The sequence below is a fragment of the Pseudomonas sp. LBUM1668 genome (assembly GCF_059695715.1).
In genome coordinates, this window is record NZ_CP166787.1 from 1,346,610 (window position 1) to 1,364,970 (window position 18,361).

Here is an 18,361-nt window from a genome sequence, read left to right on the forward strand (position 1 = left end):
GAATAATTCGCAACACGGGGGAGCGTATGAAAGTGTTCTGGGGGCTGGGGCGATTATTGACCCTGCTGTTCTGCTGCGTGGTGCTGGCTAATCAACTGGCGCCGTTCGTACATCCGCTGCACCTGTTGGTCAATCTGGCCGGCGGTCTGCTGTTGCTGATCCATGTGCTCGAAATGCTGCTGTGCAATCGCAGTCTCAAGGGGCGCCCGCACCCTTGGCGTGATCGTGGCCGCATTCTGTTGTTCGGCGTATTCCACCTGCAAACCATCCCGGCCCCGGCCGCTCCGGAGGCTTCTTCCCATGCGTAAACTTTGTCTGCTCGCTGCATTTATCAGCCCCTTGGCCTGTGCCCAGGTGGTCAGTGTCGAAACCAATTCCCTGATGCGCCTGCCCAACACCGCCGGCACCTTGCAACTGGAAAAACTGGAAGTGGCCGATTACGGCACCTTGCTGATTCCCGCCAATGTGACTGAACTGAGTGTCGGTGAGTTGCGCCTCGGCCATGAAGCGCGGATCGCTATCGTGCCGGGTGAGCAGGCGCTGGACATGAAAGTCAATCGCGCAGAACTGAGCGAAGGCAGCCGGATCACCGCTCGCGGTGCCCCGGGCACTTATGAAAAAGCCGCCCGCGCAGGGCGCAATCTGAACCTGCAATTCAAGGCATTGAACGCACCGCAGCTGCAAGTCGATGCGCGCGGTGGCACGGGCGCGCCGGGGTTTGTCGGGCTCGATGGCGGCAACGGTGAAGATCCAGGCTGCACCTATGGCTCGGCCGGGCACGGTGCCGATGGCAGTGACGGCAGCGATGGTCAGCCAGGTGCTCCGGGTGCGCTGGTGCGTCTTGAAGTGCCGCGCGAGTTTCCGGTCGAGCTGATCAAGGTCAATGTGGCTGGCGGCGCCGGTGGCCCGGCGGGTGTTGGCGGCAAGGCGGGGAAGGGTGGCAAGTCCAAGGGCTGTGTCGTGTACCGCGCCGATGGCGGCAAGAGCGGCAAGGCTGGGGCTGATGGTCAGCCGGGGCCTGTGGGGGCGGCGGGTGCTGTGACTGTGCAACGCCTCTAAAGAACACCGAGATTCAATTTGTGGTGAGGGGATTTATACCCGATGAGCCGCGAAGCGGCCCCTGCTTTTCAATCTAAAAGCGGGACTGCTGCGCAGTCCATCGGGGATAAATCCCCTCGCCACAACAGTGTTCACAGTGCAAAAAAAGTGTGGAGCAGGTCACATCATCGGCCGAGCCGCCGCAATCGCCACCAGCACCAGCCCGACAATCAGATTAAGTCCCACCACCCGCCGAATCCGCCCCAGCACCGCCGCTCCCGCCGGCCAGTCCTTCGCCTCGACCGCTTTGCGCAACTCGGGCAGCATCAACCCCTGAATGCGGATAAACAGCGCGGTCATCACCACGTACAACCCGATCATCACCTGCACGTATTTCGGCGCGGTCTCGAACCCGACTTGCTGCAGATGCAGCATACCCACGCCGCTGATCGGCAGAACGATCACCGCAACCCAGACCCAGCGGAAAAAACCTTGAAACACTTCCACCCACAGGGTCAGTCGGTTGGGTCCGTCCAGAGCCTTCACAGCCGCGGGGCGCAAGACCATCCAGGCGAAAAACATGCCGCCGACCCAGACTAAAGCGGCCAATACATGCAGGGGATAAACGAGGCTAAAAGGTGTCATTGGGGCACTCCGTTCTGCGCGGGATTAATTAGCGGGGTATGATAGCCGCCATCCGAAACCACTGAAAATTTATCCAGCGTTTTTTGCGCCCGACAATTCATGATCAGCACTGAACTCAAAACCACGATCCAGGGCGCCTACTCGCGTTTTCTAGAGGCCAAGAGCCTCAAGCCGCGTTACGGCCAGCGCCTGATGATCGCTGAAATCGCCAAAGTCCTCGGGGATATCGACACCGACGACGAAGGCCGGCGCAGTGGCGACCCCGCGATTGTCGCGGTGGAAGCCGGCACCGGTACCGGCAAAACCGTGGCCTACAGCCTGGCGGCGATTCCGACGGCGAAAGCTGCCGGCAAACGCCTGGTGATCGCCACCGCGACCGTGGCCCTGCAAGAGCAGATCGTCTACAAGGACTTGCCTGACCTGATGCGCAACAGCGGGCTGAATTTCAGCTTCGCGCTGGCCAAGGGCCGGGGCCGCTATATGTGCCTGTCCAAACTCGACATGCTGTTGCAGGAAGGCCACGCGCAAACTGCCACCGCGCAGCTGTTCGAAGAGGAAGGTTTCAAGATCGAGGTCGATGAGGCCAGTCAGAAGCTGTTCACCAGCATGATCGAGAAACTCGCCGGCAATAAATGGGACGGCGACCGCGACAGTTGGTCGACCGCGCTCGAAGACGCCGATTGGGCGCGACTGACCACCGATCACAGCCAATGCACCAACCGCCATTGCCCGAATTTCGGCCAGTGCGCCTTTTACAAGGCGCGCGAAGGTATGGGCAAAGTCGATGTCATCGTCACCAACCACGACATGGTCCTTGCTGACCTGGCGTTGGGCGGCGGCGCGGTGCTGCCCGACCCCCGCGACACCATCTACGTATTCGACGAAGGCCATCACCTGCCGGACAAGGCTATCGGCCATTTCGCCCATTACACGCGCCTGCGTTCCACCGCCGACTGGCTGGAAACCACCGCCAAGAACCTCACCAAACTGTTGGCCCAACACCCACTGCCGGGCGATCTTGGCAAGCTGATCGAGCAAGTGCCGGAGCTGGCGCGTGAGATCAAGGCCCAGCAGCAGTTCATGTTCAGCGCCTGCGAGCAAGTTGCCGATTTCAAACCCGGCGAAGACGTCGAAGGCCGTGAGCGGCCGCGCCATCGCTTTGTCGCCGGGGTCATTCCCGAGCACATGCGTGAAATGGGCATCGAGCTGAAAAAAGGCTTCTCCCGTCTCAATGACCTGTTCACGCGCCTGACCGACCTGCTCAAGGAAGGCATGGATGGCGAGGTCAACATCGGCATAGCCAGCAATCAGGCCGAAGAATGGTATCCACTGTTCGGCAGCCTGTTGTCGCGGGCGTCCGGCAATTGGGAACTGTGGACCGCGTTCACCGCCGAAGACCCGGAAGACAGCCCGCCCATGGCGCGTTGGCTGACCCTGGCCGAAAGCGGTTCGCTGTTTGATATCGAGGTCAACGCCAGCCCGATTCTCGCCGCTGAAACCTTGCGCCGCAGTCTGTGGAATGTCGCCTATGGTTGCCTGGTCACCTCGGCAACCCTGACCGCACTCGGCACGTTCGACCGCTTCCGCATGCGCGCCGGTCTGCCGAAGAAAGCCGTCACCGCCGTGGTGCCGAGCCCGTTCCATCACGCCGATGCCGGCGTATTGCGCGTGCCGGACCTGAAGGCCGATCCACGCGACGCTCCCGCCCACACAGCGGCGATCATCCGTGATTTGCCGGACCTGGTCGAAGGCTCACGCGGCACGCTGGTGCTGTTTTCTTCGCGCAAACAGATGCAGGACGTGTTCGACGGTCTCGACCGCGACTGGCGCAAGCAAGTGTTCATTCAAGGCAACCTGTCGAAACAGGAAACCCTGAACAAGCACAAGGCGCGGGTCGATGGCGGCGATTCCAGCGTGCTGTTTGGTCTGGCCAGTTTTGCCGAGGGTGTGGACTTGCCGGGTGCCTATTGCGAGCACGTGGTGATCGCCAAGATCCCGTTCTCGGTGCCGGACGATCCGGTCGAGGCGGCACTGGCGGAGTGGATCGAAGCCCGGGGCGGCAATCCGTTCATGGAAATCTCGGTGCCCGATGCCTCGCTGAAACTGGTTCAGGCCTGCGGTCGTCTGCTGCGTACCGAAGAAGACCGCGGCACCATCACCTTGCTCGATCGGCGGCTGGTCACCCAGCGCTACGGCAAGGCGATCCTCAATGCGTTGCCTCCTTTCCGTCGTGAAATATCCTGAGACATCGGTGGGCAGTTTTGCCCGCCGCGTTGTCTATCTCTCTGCCATCGCTTTTCCATTGGCCATTTGGTCGTTAGGGAGAACTTCGTTCTTATGATCCGCCGTTCGTTGCCTGCCGTATTTGCCTTGATCTTTGCTGCTCCGTTGCTGGCGGCGCCTGCTGGCCAGCAGACGTTGTTCAACTTTGTCCGTCCCGCCGACGTGGTGAAGATCGCCACGGAAAACGCCGACCTGCCGCAAGCCAACGCCGAGCAAACCGCTGAAGGTGAAGTGCTGCGCCGGGTGACGTTCAACGCCGCGGCGCGTCCGACGTTGCGTCTGACCCCGCAAACCGGCGCCTGGGACTGGTCGCAGTCCGGGATGATGAGCCTGCGCATTCAGAGCGCGATGAACTGGGCCGTGACGGTCTACGTGCAGATTCAAAGCAACAACGGCCAGACGCTGACCAGTCGCGTCGATCTGCCGGCGGGCCCGGCGCAAACCTTGCTGGTGCCGTTGGTGGCAAGTTCTCCACTGAGCCAGGGCATGAAGGCCGGCCCACCGATGCCGACGACCATAGATGGCCAGCGCATTCTGCTGGCCAGCAGCAGCGGTGAGATTGATCGCAGCCAAGTGGTATCGGTGAGCCTGTCGATGGATCAGCCGAAAGTTGCCCAGAGCCTGCTGCTCGAGCGCTTTGGCGTGCAGGACGGCGAGGGGATCACGCAAGCGGTGTACGGCAATCTGGTCGACGCTTACGGTCAATCGACCCGCAGCAAATGGCCAGAAAAAGTCACCAGCGACGAACAACTCAAATCCGCCGCCGCCAAGGAACAGCAACAGCTGAAAACCTGGCTCGCCGAGCGTGAAAAGTCCTCAGTGGACAAGTTCGGTGGCTGGAGCAAAGGTCCTGCGTTCAAGGCCAGCGGTTTCTTCCGCACCGAAAAACGTGACGGCCGCTGGTACCTGGTGACGCCTGAAGGGCATCCGTTCTACTCCCTCGGCGTCAACACCGTCAGCCCTGAGGTCAATCAGACCTACGTGGCCGGTCGCGAGTGGATGTTCGAATCCCTGCCCAAACCCGGCGAACCTCTCGCCGGCCATTTCGGCGAAGGCGATAACCGTGGCGGCAACGGCGCCGATCAGGGACGAGGCTACGGCAGCGGGCGCTGGTACGATTTCTACGGCGCCAACCTGCAACGCTTGAATGGCGAACCGTGCAAACCCGACAGCGACGCCAAGGCCGGTGTGGCCGAAGCGGCCAAGGCTGGCGCGGTTGAGGAAACCGCCGTCAATGCTGCAGAACCGATTGCCACCTCTGAGCAACCCAAGGCTGGCGTCGCTGAGGCGGCCAAAGCGGAATCGGTTGCGCCAGCTGCCCAACCGCCCGCTGCCACGCCGTGTACTGCCACGATCGACGAGCAGAAGTGGGCCAGCCATACCCTCGATCGTCTGCAAGCCTGGGGTTTCAACACCCTCGGCAACTGGAGTGCAGACGCCGTGGTCAATGCCGAGCGCGTGCCGTACACATTGCCGCTGTCGATTGTCGGCGATTACACCAGCATCAGCACTGGCAACGACTGGTGGGGCGCGATGCCCGATCCGTTCGACCCGCGTTTTGCCATGGCGACCGAGCGTGCCGTGGCCATCGCTGCCCGCGATCATCGCGACGATCCGTGGCTGATCGGCTACTTCGCCGACAACGAACTGGCGTGGGCCGGTCCCGGCGACGATGCGCAATCGCGTTACGCGCTGGCTTACGGCACGTTGAAAATGACCACCGACGTACCGGCCAAACGCGCGTTCCTCAAGCAGTTACGCGACAAGTACCGCAATCAGGCAGGGCTGTCGAAGGCATGGGGCATCGATCTGCCGGCGTGGGAATTGATGGAAGATCCGGGTTTCGTGCCGCCCGTGCCGAACCCTGAGCATCCGGAAATCGAAGCCGATTTCAAATACTTCCAGAAAGTCTTCGCTGACACTTATTTCAAGACGATCTCCGACTCGCTGAAATGGCACGCCCCGAATCAATTGCTGCTCGGCGGCCGTTTCGCAGTCACTACCCCGGAAGCAGTGGCGTCGTGCGCGCAGTATTGCGATGTGTTGAGCTTCAACATGTACACCCTCAAGCCACAGGACGGTTATGACTTTGCCGCGCTGGGCGCTTTGGACAAGCCGGTATTGATCACCGAGTTCAACTTTGGCTCGACCGATCGCGGCCCGTTCTGGGGCGGCGTGACGCAACTGGCCAAGGAAGAGGATCGCGGCGCGGCGTACGCCAATTTCCTCAAACAAGCGCTGAACGAGCCGTCGATTGTCGGCGTTCACTGGTTCCAGTTTCTCGATCAACCAGTGACCGGGCGTTTGCTGGACGGCGAGAACGGGCATTTCGGTCTGGTCGGTGTGACGGATCTGTCGTATCAGGGATTTGTCGACGCGGTGCGCAAAGGCAATTTGCAGGCTGTCGATCAGATGGGCAAAGAGGCCGCGAAACCGGCGGCTGCAGCGGTTCATGAGGCTGAAGGCGGTCGTAAGGGTGAGGCGGGTAAAGGGCCAGGGGCTGGACACTCGGGCGGGCATTCCGGAAATGGCCACTGAGTTTTAGATAGCCAGGATCGCAGCCTGCGGCAGCTCCTGCATGAGAATGCGTTCTGTAGGATCTGCCGCAGGCTGCGATCTTTTGATCTTCGGTTAGAGATGACCACCCAGCCCACAGCTGTTCCCAAATCCCTCAAGGGCTGGAACAATGCGGGCCACTTTGTAGAGCGTTTTCGCGGGGGAGTTGCGGGTGCAGATTCAGGGACATTACGAGCTTCAATTCGAAGCGGTGCGCGAGGCTTTCGCCGCACTGTTCGACGATCCCCAGGAACGCGGCGCAGCCTTGTGTATTCAGGTCGGCGGAGAAACCGTCGTCGATCTCTGGGCCGGTACGTCCGATAAGGATGGCGCCGAGGCCTGGCACAGCGACACCATCGCCAACCTGTTCTCCTGCACCAAAACCTTCACTGCCGTCACCGCGTTGCAACTGGTTGCCGAAGGCAAACTGCAACTGGATGTGCCGGTCGCACGCTACTGGCCGGAATTCGCCGCCGCCGGCAAAGAATCCGTCACGCTGCGCCAATTGCTTTGCCATCAGGCGGGTCTGCCGGCCCTGCGCGAACTGCTCGCGCCCGAAGCGCTTTATGAATGGCAAACCATGGTTGACGCCCTTGCGGCTGAAGCGCCGTGGTGGACGCCGGGCACCGGTCACGGTTACGCCGCGATCACGTACGGTTGGCTGGTCGGCGAATTGCTCCGCCGTGCCGACGGTCGTGGGCCGGGTGAATCGATCGTCGCTCGTGTCGCCAAGCCATTGGGTCTGGATTTCCATGTCGGTCTGGCGGATGAAGAGTTTTATCGCGTGGCCCATATCGCTCGCGGCAAGGGCAACGCTGGCGACGCCGCCGCTCAGCGTCTGCTGCAAACGACGATGCGTGAACCCACCGCGATGACCACTCGCGCTTTCACCAATCCGCCGTCGGTACTCACCAGCACCAACAAACCGGAATGGCGCCGGATGCAGCAACCGGCGGCTAATGGCCACGGCAATGCGCGCAGTCTGGCCGGGTTCTACGCGGGGCTGCTTGATGGCAGCCTGCTCGAAAGCGACATGCTGCAAGAGCTGACCCGCGAACACAGCCTGGGCGAAGACAAGACGCTGTTGACCCGCACCCGTTTTGGTCTGGGCTGTATGCTCGATCAACCGGACGTGCCCAACGCCACCTACGGCCTCGGCCCACGGGCGTTTGGTCATCCGGGGGCGGGCGGTTCGATCGGCTTTGCTGACCCGGAGCACGATGTCGCGTTTGGTTTTGTGACAAATACTCTTGGACCGTACGTCTTGATGGATCCGCGTGCGCAGAAGCTCGCGCGGGTGCTTGCCACTTGTCTGTAAAGTATCACCCGGGGTTCCAGGGCCGGAACCTCGAAAGGTTTTTCGATTCAAAGCGTCTGTTTATCCGGGCGAAAGTGCTCTGATTTTTCATTACTTCATTTTGTGGATTTTCAATGTCAGCTAAAACGACTCTCGCCCTGGCCCTGTGTGTTGCGATCACCGGTTGTGCACAGACTCCTAAAAACGACGCGGACGGCGGCACCTGGTGGCCGTTCGGTTCTTCCGACAAAGTGGCGGCCAATGAGCCTGCTCCGACTCCAGCCGCAGCTCCGGCGCCGCTGAAGCCTGCCGCCACCGCGCCGGTTGCCAAGGCTGAAAGCAGCAATCCCTGGTACTGGCCGTTCGGCTCTGATGATGCAGCTGTCAAAGCAGACATGAAGGCCGAAGTAGCACCTGAAGCCAAGAAACCGGTCACCGTAGCCAAGGCTGAAGCTGACGCAGGTGGAAAATGGTGGTGGCCGTTCGGCGGCAAGGATCAGCCTGTGACCAAAGCGGTGCCGATGCCGGATCCGAAAGTCACCCAGGCCTGGCTCGACGACTACGAGCCGCGTCTGCGCACCGCCATCAAGGACAGCAATCTGCAACTCGAGCGCCGTGAAAACGTGCTGGTGGTCACCGCGCCGGTCGAAGGTTCGTTCAACCCGGATCGCCCGGCAATGTTGCTGCCAGTCACCCTCGGCCCGTTCACCCGTGTGGCGAAAATCCTCGAAGCCGACCCGAAAACTGCCGTGCTTGTACTGGGCCACAGCGACACCAGCGGTGCAGCCCCGGCTAACACCAAACTGAGTCAGGAACGTGCCCAGGCCATTGCGGCGATTTTCCGCCTCAGCGGCTTGCAGCGTGATCGCCTGATGCTGCGCGGCATGGGCTCTGAGGCGCCACGTGCCGCCAACGACAGCGTTGAAGGGCGAGCCTTGAACCGTCGTGTTGAACTGCTGGTCACTCCGCAAAACATCATGGTTGCGTTGCTCAGCAAATACAACATGCCGGCGCCGAAGCCAGTGACTATGGTTGCTGCGCAAGAGGTCAAGCCAGTAGCCAAACCAGTAACACCAGCCCCGGCCGCGAAGAAAGCTGCTGTACCAGCCGCCAAAAAGGCCCCAGCCAAGAAAGCTGCCGCCAAGGCACCGGCGAAAAAGGCTCCAGCCAAAGCTCCAGCGAAGAAGACCGCGCCAGCCAAAGCCGCCGCGACCGACAAGAAAGTCGCCGCCACCGATGCCGCCAAGAAGTGATCCGCTAACGAAAAGGAATGCGCCATGACCCAGGCTCTGGCAGATATGCGTCGTGATTACACCCGTGATGGCCTGACCGAGGCGCAAGCCCCGGCCGAGCCGTTTGCGCTGTTTCACCAGTGGTTTGCCGATGCGGTGAAAACCGAGCAGGCGCCGGTGGAAGCCAACGCCATGACCGTGGCCACAGTAGATGCGGACGGGCGTCCGCATTGCCGCATTCTGTTGCTCAAGGGCCTGGACGAGCAGGGTTTCACCTTCTTCACCAACTACGAAAGTGCCAAGGGGCAGCATCTGGCGGCGAATCCGTTTGCGGCCATGACCTTCTTCTGGCCGACCCTTGAGCGCCAGGTGCGTATCGAAGGTCGGGTGGTGAAGGTCACGCCTGCAGAGTCCGATGCGTATTATCAAGTGCGTCCATTGGGCAGCCGTCTCGGTGCCTGGGCGTCGCCGCAGAGCCGGGTGATCGGCGGGCGAGGGGAGCTGGAAGATTTGCTCAAGGCCACCGAGCAGCGCTTCAGCGATACCCAGCCGGATTGCCCGGAACACTGGGGCGGTTATCGCTTGCTGCCCGAGCGAATCGAGTTCTGGCAGGGCCGTCCGAGCCGACTGCACGATCGCCTCAACTACCGTTTGCAAGGCGCCGACTGGATTCTTGAACGTCTGGCACCTTAAGCAGTCTACCGAGCGAGATAGCCTGCCGCTGCGGCCTCCAGCCACATCGGCAGGTCTCTACGCTTGATCTTCAGCGCTTGAGCGCGGGCCAACTGATCGAGCATGAAGGCACGTTTGCCTTCATCCTTGCCGGCCAGTGACAGCGCCAGGTCGCGGTCCATCCAGCGTTTGATCCGCAAGTACAACCACCCGTGGAAGTACAGACCGGCGACGGTGGTAACGACGATGATGAAGTAATCCATGAAAATCCTCGGGGCGGTGGCGCAGGATCGGCCATTTGGCGCTAAGGTAGGGCTTCTGACAGAAGCGCACAGGCGTCTGTACCTTGCCTGAATGAAAGCCAATTTATCCGCACTGTGTCGTGACAGACGTCAAGCTGCGGAGTTTAATGAATAGATGTTCTTTTGGAGTTGATGCTATGCGTAAGTCTGTTCTGCTGATTGCTTCCTTTTCCACGATGGCGATGTTGCTTACCGGCTGCCAATCGAGCCTGACCGGCGACTCCTACTCCCGTGACGAAGCGCGTCGCGTGCAGACGATTCGCATGGGCACCATCGAATCCCTGCGTCCGGTCAAAATCGAAGGCACCAAGACCCCGATCGGCGGCGCAGCAGGCGCTGTGGTCGGCGGTGTTGGTGGCAGCGCTATCGGCGGCGGCAAGGGCAGTATCGTTGCTGCTGTCATCGGTGCGGTGGCGGGTGGTCTGCTCGGTTCCGCAACCGAAGAAGGCCTGACCCGTACGCAAGGCGTGGAAATCACCGTTCGTGAAGACGACGGCAGCATGCGCGCCTACGTGCAGCAGGTTCAGGAGAATGAAGTGTTCCGTGTTGGTGAGCGGGTACGGATTTCGACTGTTGACGGGACTAGCCGCGTTTCGCACTAAGCGGAATTTAGGGTAAAGAAAACCCCGATCAGGTGACTGGTCGGGGTTTTTATATATTTACCGGGTGTTCACGTTACACGTCAGCTGGAAAAAGCACTGATGGTCATGAACTTTTTTGGCGAGTAATTTTTCCAACGCCTCAAGCTGATGCACTTCAAGATCGTAGCCTTCCCAGCCCCATTGTTCTTCCGTCCAACCCATGATGAGTTTTATTTTTTCATCATGTCCGCACGGAAGTTTTTCCTCGAATACGAGAAGGTCAGTCGTTTTGTCGAAGGCCTCAATGATGTAGATCATGTGCAGTACTACCAGTTGTCGCTGTACTCAAAAGCAATTTGATAGTCGTATATGTCCATGGCGATAGGGTGCTGAAAAAAAGGCTGAATAATGTCGACCCAGTGTCCTAGGACATTGAATCCTCCATTGTTGATATTGTTTTCCACTGGGATCCCCAATGCATTTAGTACGGACTCATCGTCGCCTAAATCCTTGGACAATTCCTCGCCTTGCCCAATGGCGGTTCTCTTGTCGTACCACTCCAAAACTATTTTCAGTCCCATCATTACCTCACAAGTATTTTTTTCGGATGCTTCTTTCAGGCTTGGGATCTTCTCGTCGTTCCCCTGTCGCAGGGTCAAACGCTCCCAAATGGGCTCCATCACTTGCACGATATTCTTCCAGTTCACCGTGCATTGAGTCCCATTCGTAAATTCTCTTGCCCTTGGCATCTGTCCATCGTTTTCGAAGTCCTCCACCACCTTGTACCGGATTCATTTTTTTGGCGGTCTTCAGACCGGGGAACGCGGTGATTTCTTCTGTTTTCGGAGGTTGATGATAGCTATGTCCCGCGGTCGCTAAACCTTTACGCGCCTCGTTGATTACGATGTAGAGCGGTTTGACACCCGAACCCACCGGAAACACCAGAATGAAATCCTCGTACTCCGGCGGATAAACCGGATTTACCAGAATCCCATCCGCCGCTTTCGTCGGTGGAAAAACCCAGATATGCGGTGCCTGCGGGGCGGCCTCCAGCGCCGGAATACCGAGGATGTCTGAGCCATCCACGGCCGGGGTCCAGATCAGTTCGACACCTCTATCTTTGTCCAGAACCGCGACGAACTGGCCGTCGCGCACGATGAATTGCACGACATCCACCATTTCCCAATCGCGATTCTTACCGGTATAGAAGGCGTATCCCTTGAGGCGACCGTCGGCCTGCTGTTCGATTCGCAGGCGTACGCGGGTGCGGGCCTGTTTGAGGGCGCGCAGTTGATCGTCGGTGTAGAGAGCGCTGTCGCCAAGGCTTGACGGCATGAATAGCGCGACCAATCCCACCAGGGTGGCCGCTGCGGTACTGGCGGCGACGGCAGGTAACGCTTCGAAGGCAGAGCCGGCCAGAGTAAAACCACCGATCCCCGTTGGGGTGGCGGTCGCGCTGATTTTCTTCAGCGCAACAGCGCCGTTCGCATCAGCCTCACGGGCGCCCAGCAGAATCAGCTCGCCGTAATCCTTCAGGCTATCGGTCGGCACCATCCCGGAAGGGTTGGAGTAATCAATGATCGCGTCTGGCAACTTGCAGGACTTGGCGAATACGCAGCCGGCGCGGATGGGTTCGGGCTTTTTGGCGGCAACTTCAAGGGCTCGCTCAAACGCGTCCTGTCGCGCCAACATGGCGTCATAAGCGTTTTGTCGGGCGTCGCGTTCAGCGAGTTCGCTGGACGTCATATAGCGGTGAGTGACGTGATGGCCGTCACCCGCGGGTGGGTTGGAAACCCGGGGAATGTCCTTGTTGCGAGCCACTGATCGTCCTTGCGTTCATCCATCGACAGTCCCTTGGAAAGGGCTGCACGACGTTAACGAAGCACGGGAGTTGTGGCTGTAGGACGAGTCGCTAATGAGGTGGGGATTGTTCGCTACTTATGTGAAGAGCGCGTAACTTATGGCGAGGGAGCAAGCTCCCTCGCCACAAAAGCCCTTCACAAACGTTTTATGTATTCGGCAAAGCAGTGCTCTTGCGGCTCGCCGCCGCCGTCACTGCATAACCAATCAACGCGGCGAACAGCGAGCCGGTCAGAATGCCCATTCGGTCCATGCCCGCGTACTCACTGGCACCCGGAACGAAGGCTAGCGAACCGACAAACAGGCTCATGGTGAAGCCGATTCCGCAAAGAATCGCGACCCCCAGCACCTGACCCCAATTGGCGCCCTGAGGCAGGGCGGCGATGCCCATCTTCACGGCCAGCCAGGTCAGGCCGAACACACCGACGGTCTTGCCCAGCAACAGGCCCACTGCAATGCCCATGGGTACGTGATGGGTGAAGCTTTCGACGGTGACGCCACTCAGCGACAGGCCAGCGTTGGCGAACGCGAACAGTGGCAAGATGCCGTAGGCGACCCATGGATGCAGCGCGTGTTCGAGGGTCAGCAGCGGCGAAGGCTCGGCGTTTTTCGTGCGCAACGGAATGCAGAAGGCCAGGGTTACGCCGGCCAACGTCGCGTGCACACCGCTCTTGAGTACGCACACCCACAGGATCAGGCCGATGATCATGTACGGGCCAATCTTGACCACGCCGAGGCGGTTCAGCGCCACCAATGCGGCAATGCACGCCGCTGCGAGACCCAGTGACAGGGTTGAGAGATCGCCAGAGTAGAAGATCGCAATGATCACGATGGCGCCGAGGTCATCAATGATCGCCAGCGTCATCAGGAACAGCTTCAACGACACCGGTACGCGTTTGCCAAGCAGGGCCAGCACGCCGAGGGCGAAGGCGATGTCGGTGGCGGTCGGGATCGCCCAGCCGTCGAGGGCAGCAGGGTTGTCGCGGTTGAGGAACCAGTAGATCAGCGCCGGCACCAGCATGCCGCCAATAGCGGCCGCACCGGGCAGGACGAGCTGCGATGGCCTGGACAACTGACCGTCAAGCACCTCGCGCTTCACTTCCAGGCCGATCAGCAGGAAGAACAGCGCCATCAAGCCGTCGTTGATCCACAGCAGCAAGGGTTTAGCGATTTTCAACGCACCGATCTGCGCCACCACCGGGGTGTCGAGCAGGCCCGTGTACAGCCACGACAGCTGTGAGTTGTTGATAATCAAAGCGAGGATGGCCGCAGCGATCAGTAATAGACCGCTGGCAGCTTCCAACTGAAAGAAACGCGTGAAAGTGCTACGCAGAGGCAAGGTCGCTCTCCATCGATAAGTCAAAAAGGTGGAACACCCTAACCCGTACCGTTAGTTGTTAAAACAAAAGTTATATTCTTTTTTGTTATATGTCGTTACAACGCGTCTGCTGCAAAAGCCAAGGTCAGCCTAGCAGTTGCCTGACACATTGAGACTCAGCTGTATCTGTGCGTGATGCAGGAATTTTCCTAAGCTTGCGACAGAGCCTTCGAGGAGGCTGAACTCCTGCCCGATTCGACCGAGAACCCTGACCATGAGCGACAACCGACAGTGGGCCCGCGAAGCCATCCGCATCATTGAAGCGGATTTTCAGCGCAGCGCCGACACCCACCTGATCCCCTTGCCGCTGCCGGGTTTTGCGGACATCGAGTTGTATTTCAAGGACGAATCCAGTCATCCGACCGGCAGCCTCAAGCATCGTCTGGCCCGCTCATTGTTCCTCTATGCACTGTGTAACGGCTGGCTCAAGCCCGGTGCGCCGGTGATTGAGGCGTCCAGCGGTTCGACGGCGATTTCCGAAGCGTATTTCGCGCGCATGCTGGGTCTGCCGTTTATTGCGGTGATGCCGGCGACCACGTCCAAAGAGAAAATTGCCCAGATCGCTTTCTACGGTGGGCAAAGCCACCTGGTGAAAGATCCTACGCAGATTTACGCCGAATCCGAACGCCTGGCTCGCGAGCACGGCGGCCACTTCATCGACCAGTTCACCTATGCCGAGCGCGCCACTGACTGGCGGGCGAACAACAATATCGCCGAATCGATCTTCCAGCAGATGCGCTACGAGCAGCATCCCGAGCCGAGCTGGCTGATTTCCAGCCCCGGCACTGGCGGCACCACCGCTACCCTCGGCCGTTACGTACGCTACCGCCAGCACTGCACCCGCGTGTTGTGTGCGGACGCCGAACGGTCGGTGTTCTTCGATTACTACCAGACTGGCGACGCCAGCCTGCGCCTGGATTGCGGTTCGCGGATCGAAGGCATCGGTCGGCCACGGGTGGAGGCGTCCTTCCTGCCCAAGGTGATCGATGCGATGGTCAAGGTGCCGGACGCCTTGTCACTGGCGGCCATGCATTATCTGGCGCAGCGGCTGGGACGGCACGTCGGTGGGTCGAGCGGGACCAATCTGATTGGCGCACTGATGGCGGCGCAGCAGATGAACGCGGCGGGGGAATCGGGTTCTATCGTGGCGATTCTGTGCGATGGCGGCGAGCGTTATGCCGACACCTACTACGATCCGCAATGGCTCAAGGCTCAGGGGTATGAGCTGGACGGGTTGATCAAGGCAGTGGCGGCGAGTGCCGAGCGTGGTGAGGCGCTGCCGACATCAGTGCTGCGCGCCAACATCTGACACACCGAAAACAAATGTAGGAGTGAGCCTGCTCGCGATGGCGTAATAACATTCAACACAGTTGTTGACTGGAATACCGCGATCGCGAGCAGGCTCACTCCTACAGTTTTTTGTGTTAGTCAGTTAAACCTAGAATATCCCGAGCCACAGCCTCGGCAATCCGAATCCCGTCGACACCCGCCGACAGAATCCCGCCCGCATAACCCGCGCCTTCACCGGCGGGGAACAAGCCCTTCACGTTCATGCTCTGCAGCGTTTCGTTGCGCGTGATGCGCAGTGGCGACGAGGTGCGCGTCTCGATCCCGGTCAACACCGCATCGTGCAGCGAGTAACCGCGAATCTGCTTCTCGAACGCCGGCAAGGCTTCGCGGATCGCTTCAATAGCGAAATCCGGCAGCGCCAGCGACAGATCACCCAACGCGACCCCCGGCTTGTACGACGGTTCGACTTCACCCAGTTCGGTCGAAGGAATGTCGTTGATGAAGTCGCCGACCAGTTGCGCCGGCGCCTTGTAATCGCTGCCGCCGAGGACGAACGCGTGGGATTCGAGGCGTTCCTGCAACTCGATCCCGGCCAGCGGGCCGCCCGGATAATCGACTTCCGGGGTGATGCCGACAACGATGCCGGAGTTGGCATTGCGCTCGTTACGCGAGTATTGGCTCATGCCATTGGTGACCACCCGGTTCGGCTCGGAAGTCGCCGCCACCACGGTGCCGCCCGGGCACATGCAGAAGCTGTAGACCGAACGGCCGTTCTTGGCGTGGTGCACCAGTTTGTAGTCGGCGGCTCCCAACTTGGGGTGGCCGGCGTACTTGCCCAGACGCGCACGGTCGATCAGCGATTGCGGGTGTTCAATACGGAAACCCACCGAGAACGGCTTGGCCTCCATGAACACGCCACGGCTGTGGAGCATGCGGAACGTGTCGCGGGCGCTGTGGCCGAGGGCCAGAACCACATGTCTGGAGTGCAGGGTTTCGCCGCTGGCCAGTTGCACGCCGACCAATTGGCCGTCTTCGATGAGCACGTCGCTGACGCGCTCCTGGAAGCGTACTTCGCCACCCAGCTCGCGGATCTGCTCGCGCATGTTTTCAACCATGCCGGTCAGACGGAACGTACCGATGTGCGGCTTGCTGACGTAAAGGATTTCTTCCGGGGCGCCGGCCTTGACGAACTCGTGCAGAACCTTGCGGCCCAGGAACTTCGGATCCTTGATCTGGCTGTACAGCTTGCCGTCGGAGAATGTGCCCGCGCCGCCTTCGCCGAACTGCACGTTGGACTCAGGGTTAAGCACACTTTTACGCCACAGGCCCCAGGTGTCCTTGGTGCGCTGACGGACTTCGGTGCCGCGTTCCAGAACGATCGGCTTGAAGCCCATTTGCGCCAGCAGCAGGCCGGCGAAGATTCCGCAGGGGCCGAAACCGACCACGATCGGGCGCTGGTTCAGGTCACTCGGCGCCTGGCCGACGAATTTGTAGCTGACATCCGGCGCCACGTTGACGTTACGGTCGTCGGCGAACTTGCCCAACACCTTGGCCTCGTCGCGCACGTTGAGGTCGATGGTGTAGATGAAGCACAGTTCGGAGGACTTTTTGCGCGCGTCGTAGCTGCGCTTGAACAAGGTGAAATCGAGCAGGTCATCGCTGGCGATGCCCAGACGCTGCACGATGGCAACGCGCAGGTCTTCTTCGGGATGGTCGATTGGCAGCTTGAGTTCAGTGATTCGTAACATGGCGAGGATCCGGGTTCGCGGGGCGCACAACTGCGCCAGGGCGTTTGAAGGCCGGGATTATAAGCCGCAAAGGCCGGATCCGGTGAGGCTAAAACACTCAGTCGTTACGCGATCCGCCGAAATACCCGCAGCCGCGCTGCACCTGGCCATCGATACGCAGCTCGGCGCTCATGTGCTGCACGCTGCCAGTGCTGCTGTCGACGCAGCGCTGCGGTGCGACCCACAATTCGATGCGCTGATTGTTGGCTTCACTGCTCAGATTGAAGCGGCCATCGCCCAGTTGCTCTTCAACATAAGGCACGGCGAGTGGTGGCTGACCGTCGCGGTCGATGACCATGCCTTTGCCGCTGACCTTGACGTTCCATTCCGGGCCATGGCCGGCAGCACGCAGGATCAATAGCTTGAAATTGGGGTCATCGCAGGCTGTGCCGGAGCGCTCGACGCGATACAACTGAGTCAGATCGAGTCGGTCGCCGGCGACCTTGCCGCGCACGTCGGCGAACAGCTTGCCTTGTTCATCGGCGAGGGTAGCGGCCTCTTGCAGGACGCTGGTGCCGCCGATGTCGTTGACCACGTATTGACGTTGATCCTGACACGGCTGGAACACCAGTTTGCCGTCGGCTGCGGTCAGTTGCCCCTGCATCCGCGTCTGCCCCACATGCGAGGCACTTTCACGCTGGCCATCGAACAACTGGCACGCGGCGAATAACGGCAACAGGGCAACAAGGACTAACGAACGGGCAACACGCATCTTCGACTCTCCAGACAAGTGCCGCCACGTTACGCAGCCTGTCAGGCAAATGCAAAAAGCGCCTACAGGGAAACGCATAATCTCCTGTAGGAGCTGCCGAAGGCTGCGATCTTTTGATCTTAACCTACGTGAAACGTCTGACCGGTTTGCAGGCCTTCGACACTCTTGGCGTAGGCCAACGCCACATCTGCCGCAGGAACTGGCTTGTAGCCACGGAAATACGGCGCGTAACTGCCCATCGCTTCCAGCAGAACGGTCGGGCTGATCGAGTTCACCCGCAGACCGCGCGGCAGCTCGATGGCGGCAGCACGGACGAAGCTGTCGAGGGCGCCGTTGACCAGCGCAGCGGAGGCGCCGCTGCGGATCGGATCGTGGCTGAGTACGCCAGTGGTGAAAGTGAACGAGGCGCCGTCGTTGGCGAACTCTCGGCCGATCAGCAGCAAGTTGACCTGGCCCATCAGTTTGTCTTTGAGACCCAGTGCAAAGCTGTCCTCACTCATCTCACCCAGCGGGGCGAATGTCACGTTGCCAGCGGCGCAGACCAGTGCATCGAAGTTGCCGGTCTGCTCGAAGAGCTTGCGGATCGACGCGCTGTCGCTGATATCGACGTGGAAATCACCGCTGTTGCGGCCGATTCGGATGACTTCGTGACGTTGCGACAATTCTTTGTCCACGGCCGAACCGATGGTGCCGCCAGCGCCTATCAACAGAATTTTCATCGTGCTGTG

The 18,361-nt window shown here is 60.1% G+C and carries 18 protein-coding genes; 9 read left to right on the forward strand and 9 right to left on the reverse strand.

What is annotated here, in order from left to right:
• Positions 1 to 26: 26 nt before the first annotated feature.
• Together ACA061_RS05955 and ACA061_RS05960 are read left to right on the forward strand one after the other, a co-directional pair.
• Positions 27 to 308 (forward strand): DUF1145 domain-containing protein, encoded by a 282-nt coding sequence (locus tag ACA061_RS05955; protein WP_497300804.1) that lies wholly within the window; start codon positions 27 to 29, stop codon positions 306 to 308.
• Complete coding sequence (locus tag ACA061_RS05960; protein WP_210553827.1) at positions 301 to 1,059, forward strand: collagen-like protein; 759 nt, start codon at positions 301 to 303, stop codon at positions 1,057 to 1,059. Before ACA061_RS05955 ends, ACA061_RS05960 begins: the two co-directional genes overlap by 8 nt.
• Before the next feature lie 159 nt (positions 1,060 to 1,218).
• On the opposite strand, the gene ACA061_RS05965 is transcribed toward ACA061_RS05960, so the two are convergent.
• Positions 1,219 to 1,683, reverse strand: a complete 465-nt coding sequence (locus ACA061_RS05965; protein WP_497300806.1) for a CopD family protein — start codon at positions 1,681 to 1,683, stop codon at positions 1,219 to 1,221.
• A gap of 99 nt (positions 1,684 to 1,782) precedes the next feature.
• On the opposite strand from ACA061_RS05965, the gene dinG reads away from it, so the two are divergent.
• The 5 genes from dinG (at position 1,783) to pdxH (ending at position 9,744) form a co-directional block, all read left to right on the forward strand.
• Positions 1,783 to 3,927, forward strand: a complete 2,145-nt coding sequence (gene dinG / locus ACA061_RS05970; RefSeq protein ID WP_042557969.1) for an ATP-dependent DNA helicase DinG — start codon at positions 1,783 to 1,785, stop codon at positions 3,925 to 3,927.
• 93 nt (positions 3,928 to 4,020) lie between these two features.
• The gene (locus ACA061_RS05975; protein WP_497300808.1) at positions 4,021 to 6,504 is read left to right on the forward strand and encodes a beta-galactosidase; all 2,484 of its coding nucleotides are present in this window, start codon (positions 4,021 to 4,023) and stop codon (positions 6,502 to 6,504) included.
• A gap of 190 nt (positions 6,505 to 6,694) precedes the next feature.
• Positions 6,695 to 7,840, forward strand: a complete 1,146-nt coding sequence (locus tag ACA061_RS05980) for a serine hydrolase domain-containing protein (protein WP_497300810.1) — start codon at positions 6,695 to 6,697, stop codon at positions 7,838 to 7,840.
• 113 nt (positions 7,841 to 7,953) lie between these two features.
• On the forward strand, positions 7,954 to 9,072 hold the full coding sequence (locus tag ACA061_RS05985) for an OmpA family protein (protein ID WP_497300811.1): 1,119 nt from the start codon (positions 7,954 to 7,956) through the stop codon (positions 9,070 to 9,072).
• A 24-nt stretch (positions 9,073 to 9,096) separates the two neighbouring features.
• Entirely contained in the window at positions 9,097 to 9,744 is a 648-nt protein-coding gene (pdxH, locus tag ACA061_RS05990) for a pyridoxamine 5'-phosphate oxidase (RefSeq protein WP_150618036.1), read from the forward strand.
• Positions 9,745 to 9,749: 5 nt separating this feature from the next.
• Here the strand turns inward: pdxH and ACA061_RS05995 are convergent, their stop codons facing one another.
• Positions 9,750 to 9,986: a hypothetical protein gene (locus tag ACA061_RS05995; protein ID WP_047300016.1), complete on the reverse strand. Its 237-nt coding sequence runs from the start codon at positions 9,984 to 9,986 to the stop codon at positions 9,750 to 9,752.
• A gap of 176 nt (positions 9,987 to 10,162) precedes the next feature.
• On the opposite strand from ACA061_RS05995, the gene ACA061_RS06000 reads away from it, so the two are divergent.
• Complete coding sequence (locus ACA061_RS06000; protein WP_150604944.1) at positions 10,163 to 10,627, forward strand: outer membrane lipoprotein; 465 nt, start codon at positions 10,163 to 10,165, stop codon at positions 10,625 to 10,627.
• A gap of 57 nt (positions 10,628 to 10,684) precedes the next feature.
• Here ACA061_RS06000 and ACA061_RS06005 read toward each other — a convergent pair whose 3' ends face one another.
• The 4 genes from ACA061_RS06005 to nhaA form a co-directional block, all read right to left on the reverse strand.
• Positions 10,685 to 10,924 (reverse strand): DUF7683 domain-containing protein, encoded by a 240-nt coding sequence (locus ACA061_RS06005; RefSeq protein WP_210553822.1) that lies wholly within the window; start codon positions 10,922 to 10,924, stop codon positions 10,685 to 10,687.
• A gap of 8 nt (positions 10,925 to 10,932) precedes the next feature.
• Complete coding sequence (locus ACA061_RS06010; protein WP_395602003.1) at positions 10,933 to 11,190, reverse strand: colicin E3-like toxin immunity protein; 258 nt, start codon at positions 11,188 to 11,190, stop codon at positions 10,933 to 10,935.
• Positions 11,191 to 11,194: 4 nt separating this feature from the next.
• Positions 11,195 to 12,427 carry a colicin E3/pyocin S6 family cytotoxin gene (locus ACA061_RS06015; protein ID WP_497300813.1) on the reverse strand — a complete coding sequence of 411 codons (1,233 nt, stop codon included), beginning with the start codon at positions 12,425 to 12,427 and terminating at the stop codon, positions 11,195 to 11,197.
• 187 nt (positions 12,428 to 12,614) lie between these two features.
• Positions 12,615 to 13,805, reverse strand: coding sequence for a Na+/H+ antiporter NhaA (gene nhaA, locus ACA061_RS06020; RefSeq protein ID WP_210553820.1), 1,191 nt, complete (start codon positions 13,803 to 13,805; stop codon positions 12,615 to 12,617).
• 253 nt (positions 13,806 to 14,058) lie between these two features.
• On the opposite strand from nhaA, the gene ACA061_RS06025 reads away from it, so the two are divergent.
• A complete protein-coding gene (locus tag ACA061_RS06025; RefSeq protein WP_497300814.1) occupies positions 14,059 to 15,153 on the forward strand; it encodes a PLP-dependent cysteine synthase family protein in 1,095 nt (364 codons plus the stop codon).
• 115 nt (positions 15,154 to 15,268) lie between these two features.
• Here the strand turns inward: ACA061_RS06025 and ACA061_RS06030 are convergent, their stop codons facing one another.
• From ACA061_RS06030 to ACA061_RS06040, 3 genes are all read right to left on the reverse strand, one after another.
• Complete coding sequence (locus ACA061_RS06030) at positions 15,269 to 16,882, reverse strand: NAD(P)/FAD-dependent oxidoreductase (RefSeq protein WP_497300816.1); 1,614 nt, start codon at positions 16,880 to 16,882, stop codon at positions 15,269 to 15,271.
• A 97-nt stretch (positions 16,883 to 16,979) separates the two neighbouring features.
• Positions 16,980 to 17,633: a COG3650 family protein gene (locus tag ACA061_RS06035; protein WP_042557980.1), complete on the reverse strand. Its 654-nt coding sequence runs from the start codon at positions 17,631 to 17,633 to the stop codon at positions 16,980 to 16,982.
• Between the two features lie 119 nt (positions 17,634 to 17,752).
• Complete coding sequence (locus tag ACA061_RS06040; protein WP_497300817.1) at positions 17,753 to 18,352, reverse strand: short chain dehydrogenase; 600 nt, start codon at positions 18,350 to 18,352, stop codon at positions 17,753 to 17,755.
• Positions 18,353 to 18,361: the final 9 nt, after the last annotated feature.

What these genes read in the sequence shown, in the direction of transcription:
- ACA061_RS05955 (WP_497300804.1), top strand. Translation starts at nt 27, where the DNA reads ATGAAAGTGTTCTGGGGGCTGGGGCGATTATTGACCCTGCTGTTCTGC.
- ACA061_RS06010 (WP_395602003.1), bottom strand. Translation starts at nt 11,190, where the DNA reads ATGATGGGACTGAAAATAGTTTTGGAGTGGTACGACAAGAGAACCGCC.
- ACA061_RS06040 (WP_497300817.1), bottom strand. Translation starts at nt 18,352, where the DNA reads ATGAAAATTCTGTTGATAGGCGCTGGCGGCACCATCGGTTCGGCCGTG.
- ACA061_RS06030 (WP_497300816.1), bottom strand. Translation starts at nt 16,882, where the DNA reads ATGTTACGAATCACTGAACTCAAGCTGCCAATCGACCATCCCGAAGAA.
- ACA061_RS05975 (WP_497300808.1), top strand. Translation starts at nt 4,021, where the DNA reads ATGATCCGCCGTTCGTTGCCTGCCGTATTTGCCTTGATCTTTGCTGCT.
- ACA061_RS05965 (WP_497300806.1), bottom strand. Translation starts at nt 1,683, where the DNA reads ATGACACCTTTTAGCCTCGTTTATCCCCTGCATGTATTGGCCGCTTTA.
- ACA061_RS06035 (WP_042557980.1), bottom strand. Translation starts at nt 17,633, where the DNA reads ATGCGTGTTGCCCGTTCGTTAGTCCTTGTTGCCCTGTTGCCGTTATTC.
- ACA061_RS06005 (WP_210553822.1), bottom strand. Translation starts at nt 10,924, where the DNA reads ATGATCTACATCATTGAGGCCTTCGACAAAACGACTGACCTTCTCGTA.
- ACA061_RS06000 (WP_150604944.1), top strand. Translation starts at nt 10,163, where the DNA reads ATGCGTAAGTCTGTTCTGCTGATTGCTTCCTTTTCCACGATGGCGATG.
- dinG (WP_042557969.1), top strand. Translation starts at nt 1,783, where the DNA reads ATGATCAGCACTGAACTCAAAACCACGATCCAGGGCGCCTACTCGCGT.
- pdxH (WP_150618036.1), top strand. Translation starts at nt 9,097, where the DNA reads ATGACCCAGGCTCTGGCAGATATGCGTCGTGATTACACCCGTGATGGC.
- ACA061_RS06025 (WP_497300814.1), top strand. Translation starts at nt 14,059, where the DNA reads ATGAGCGACAACCGACAGTGGGCCCGCGAAGCCATCCGCATCATTGAA.
- ACA061_RS05995 (WP_047300016.1), bottom strand. Translation starts at nt 9,986, where the DNA reads ATGGATTACTTCATCATCGTCGTTACCACCGTCGCCGGTCTGTACTTC.
- ACA061_RS05985 (WP_497300811.1), top strand. Translation starts at nt 7,954, where the DNA reads ATGTCAGCTAAAACGACTCTCGCCCTGGCCCTGTGTGTTGCGATCACC.
- ACA061_RS05960 (WP_210553827.1), top strand. Translation starts at nt 301, where the DNA reads ATGCGTAAACTTTGTCTGCTCGCTGCATTTATCAGCCCCTTGGCCTGT.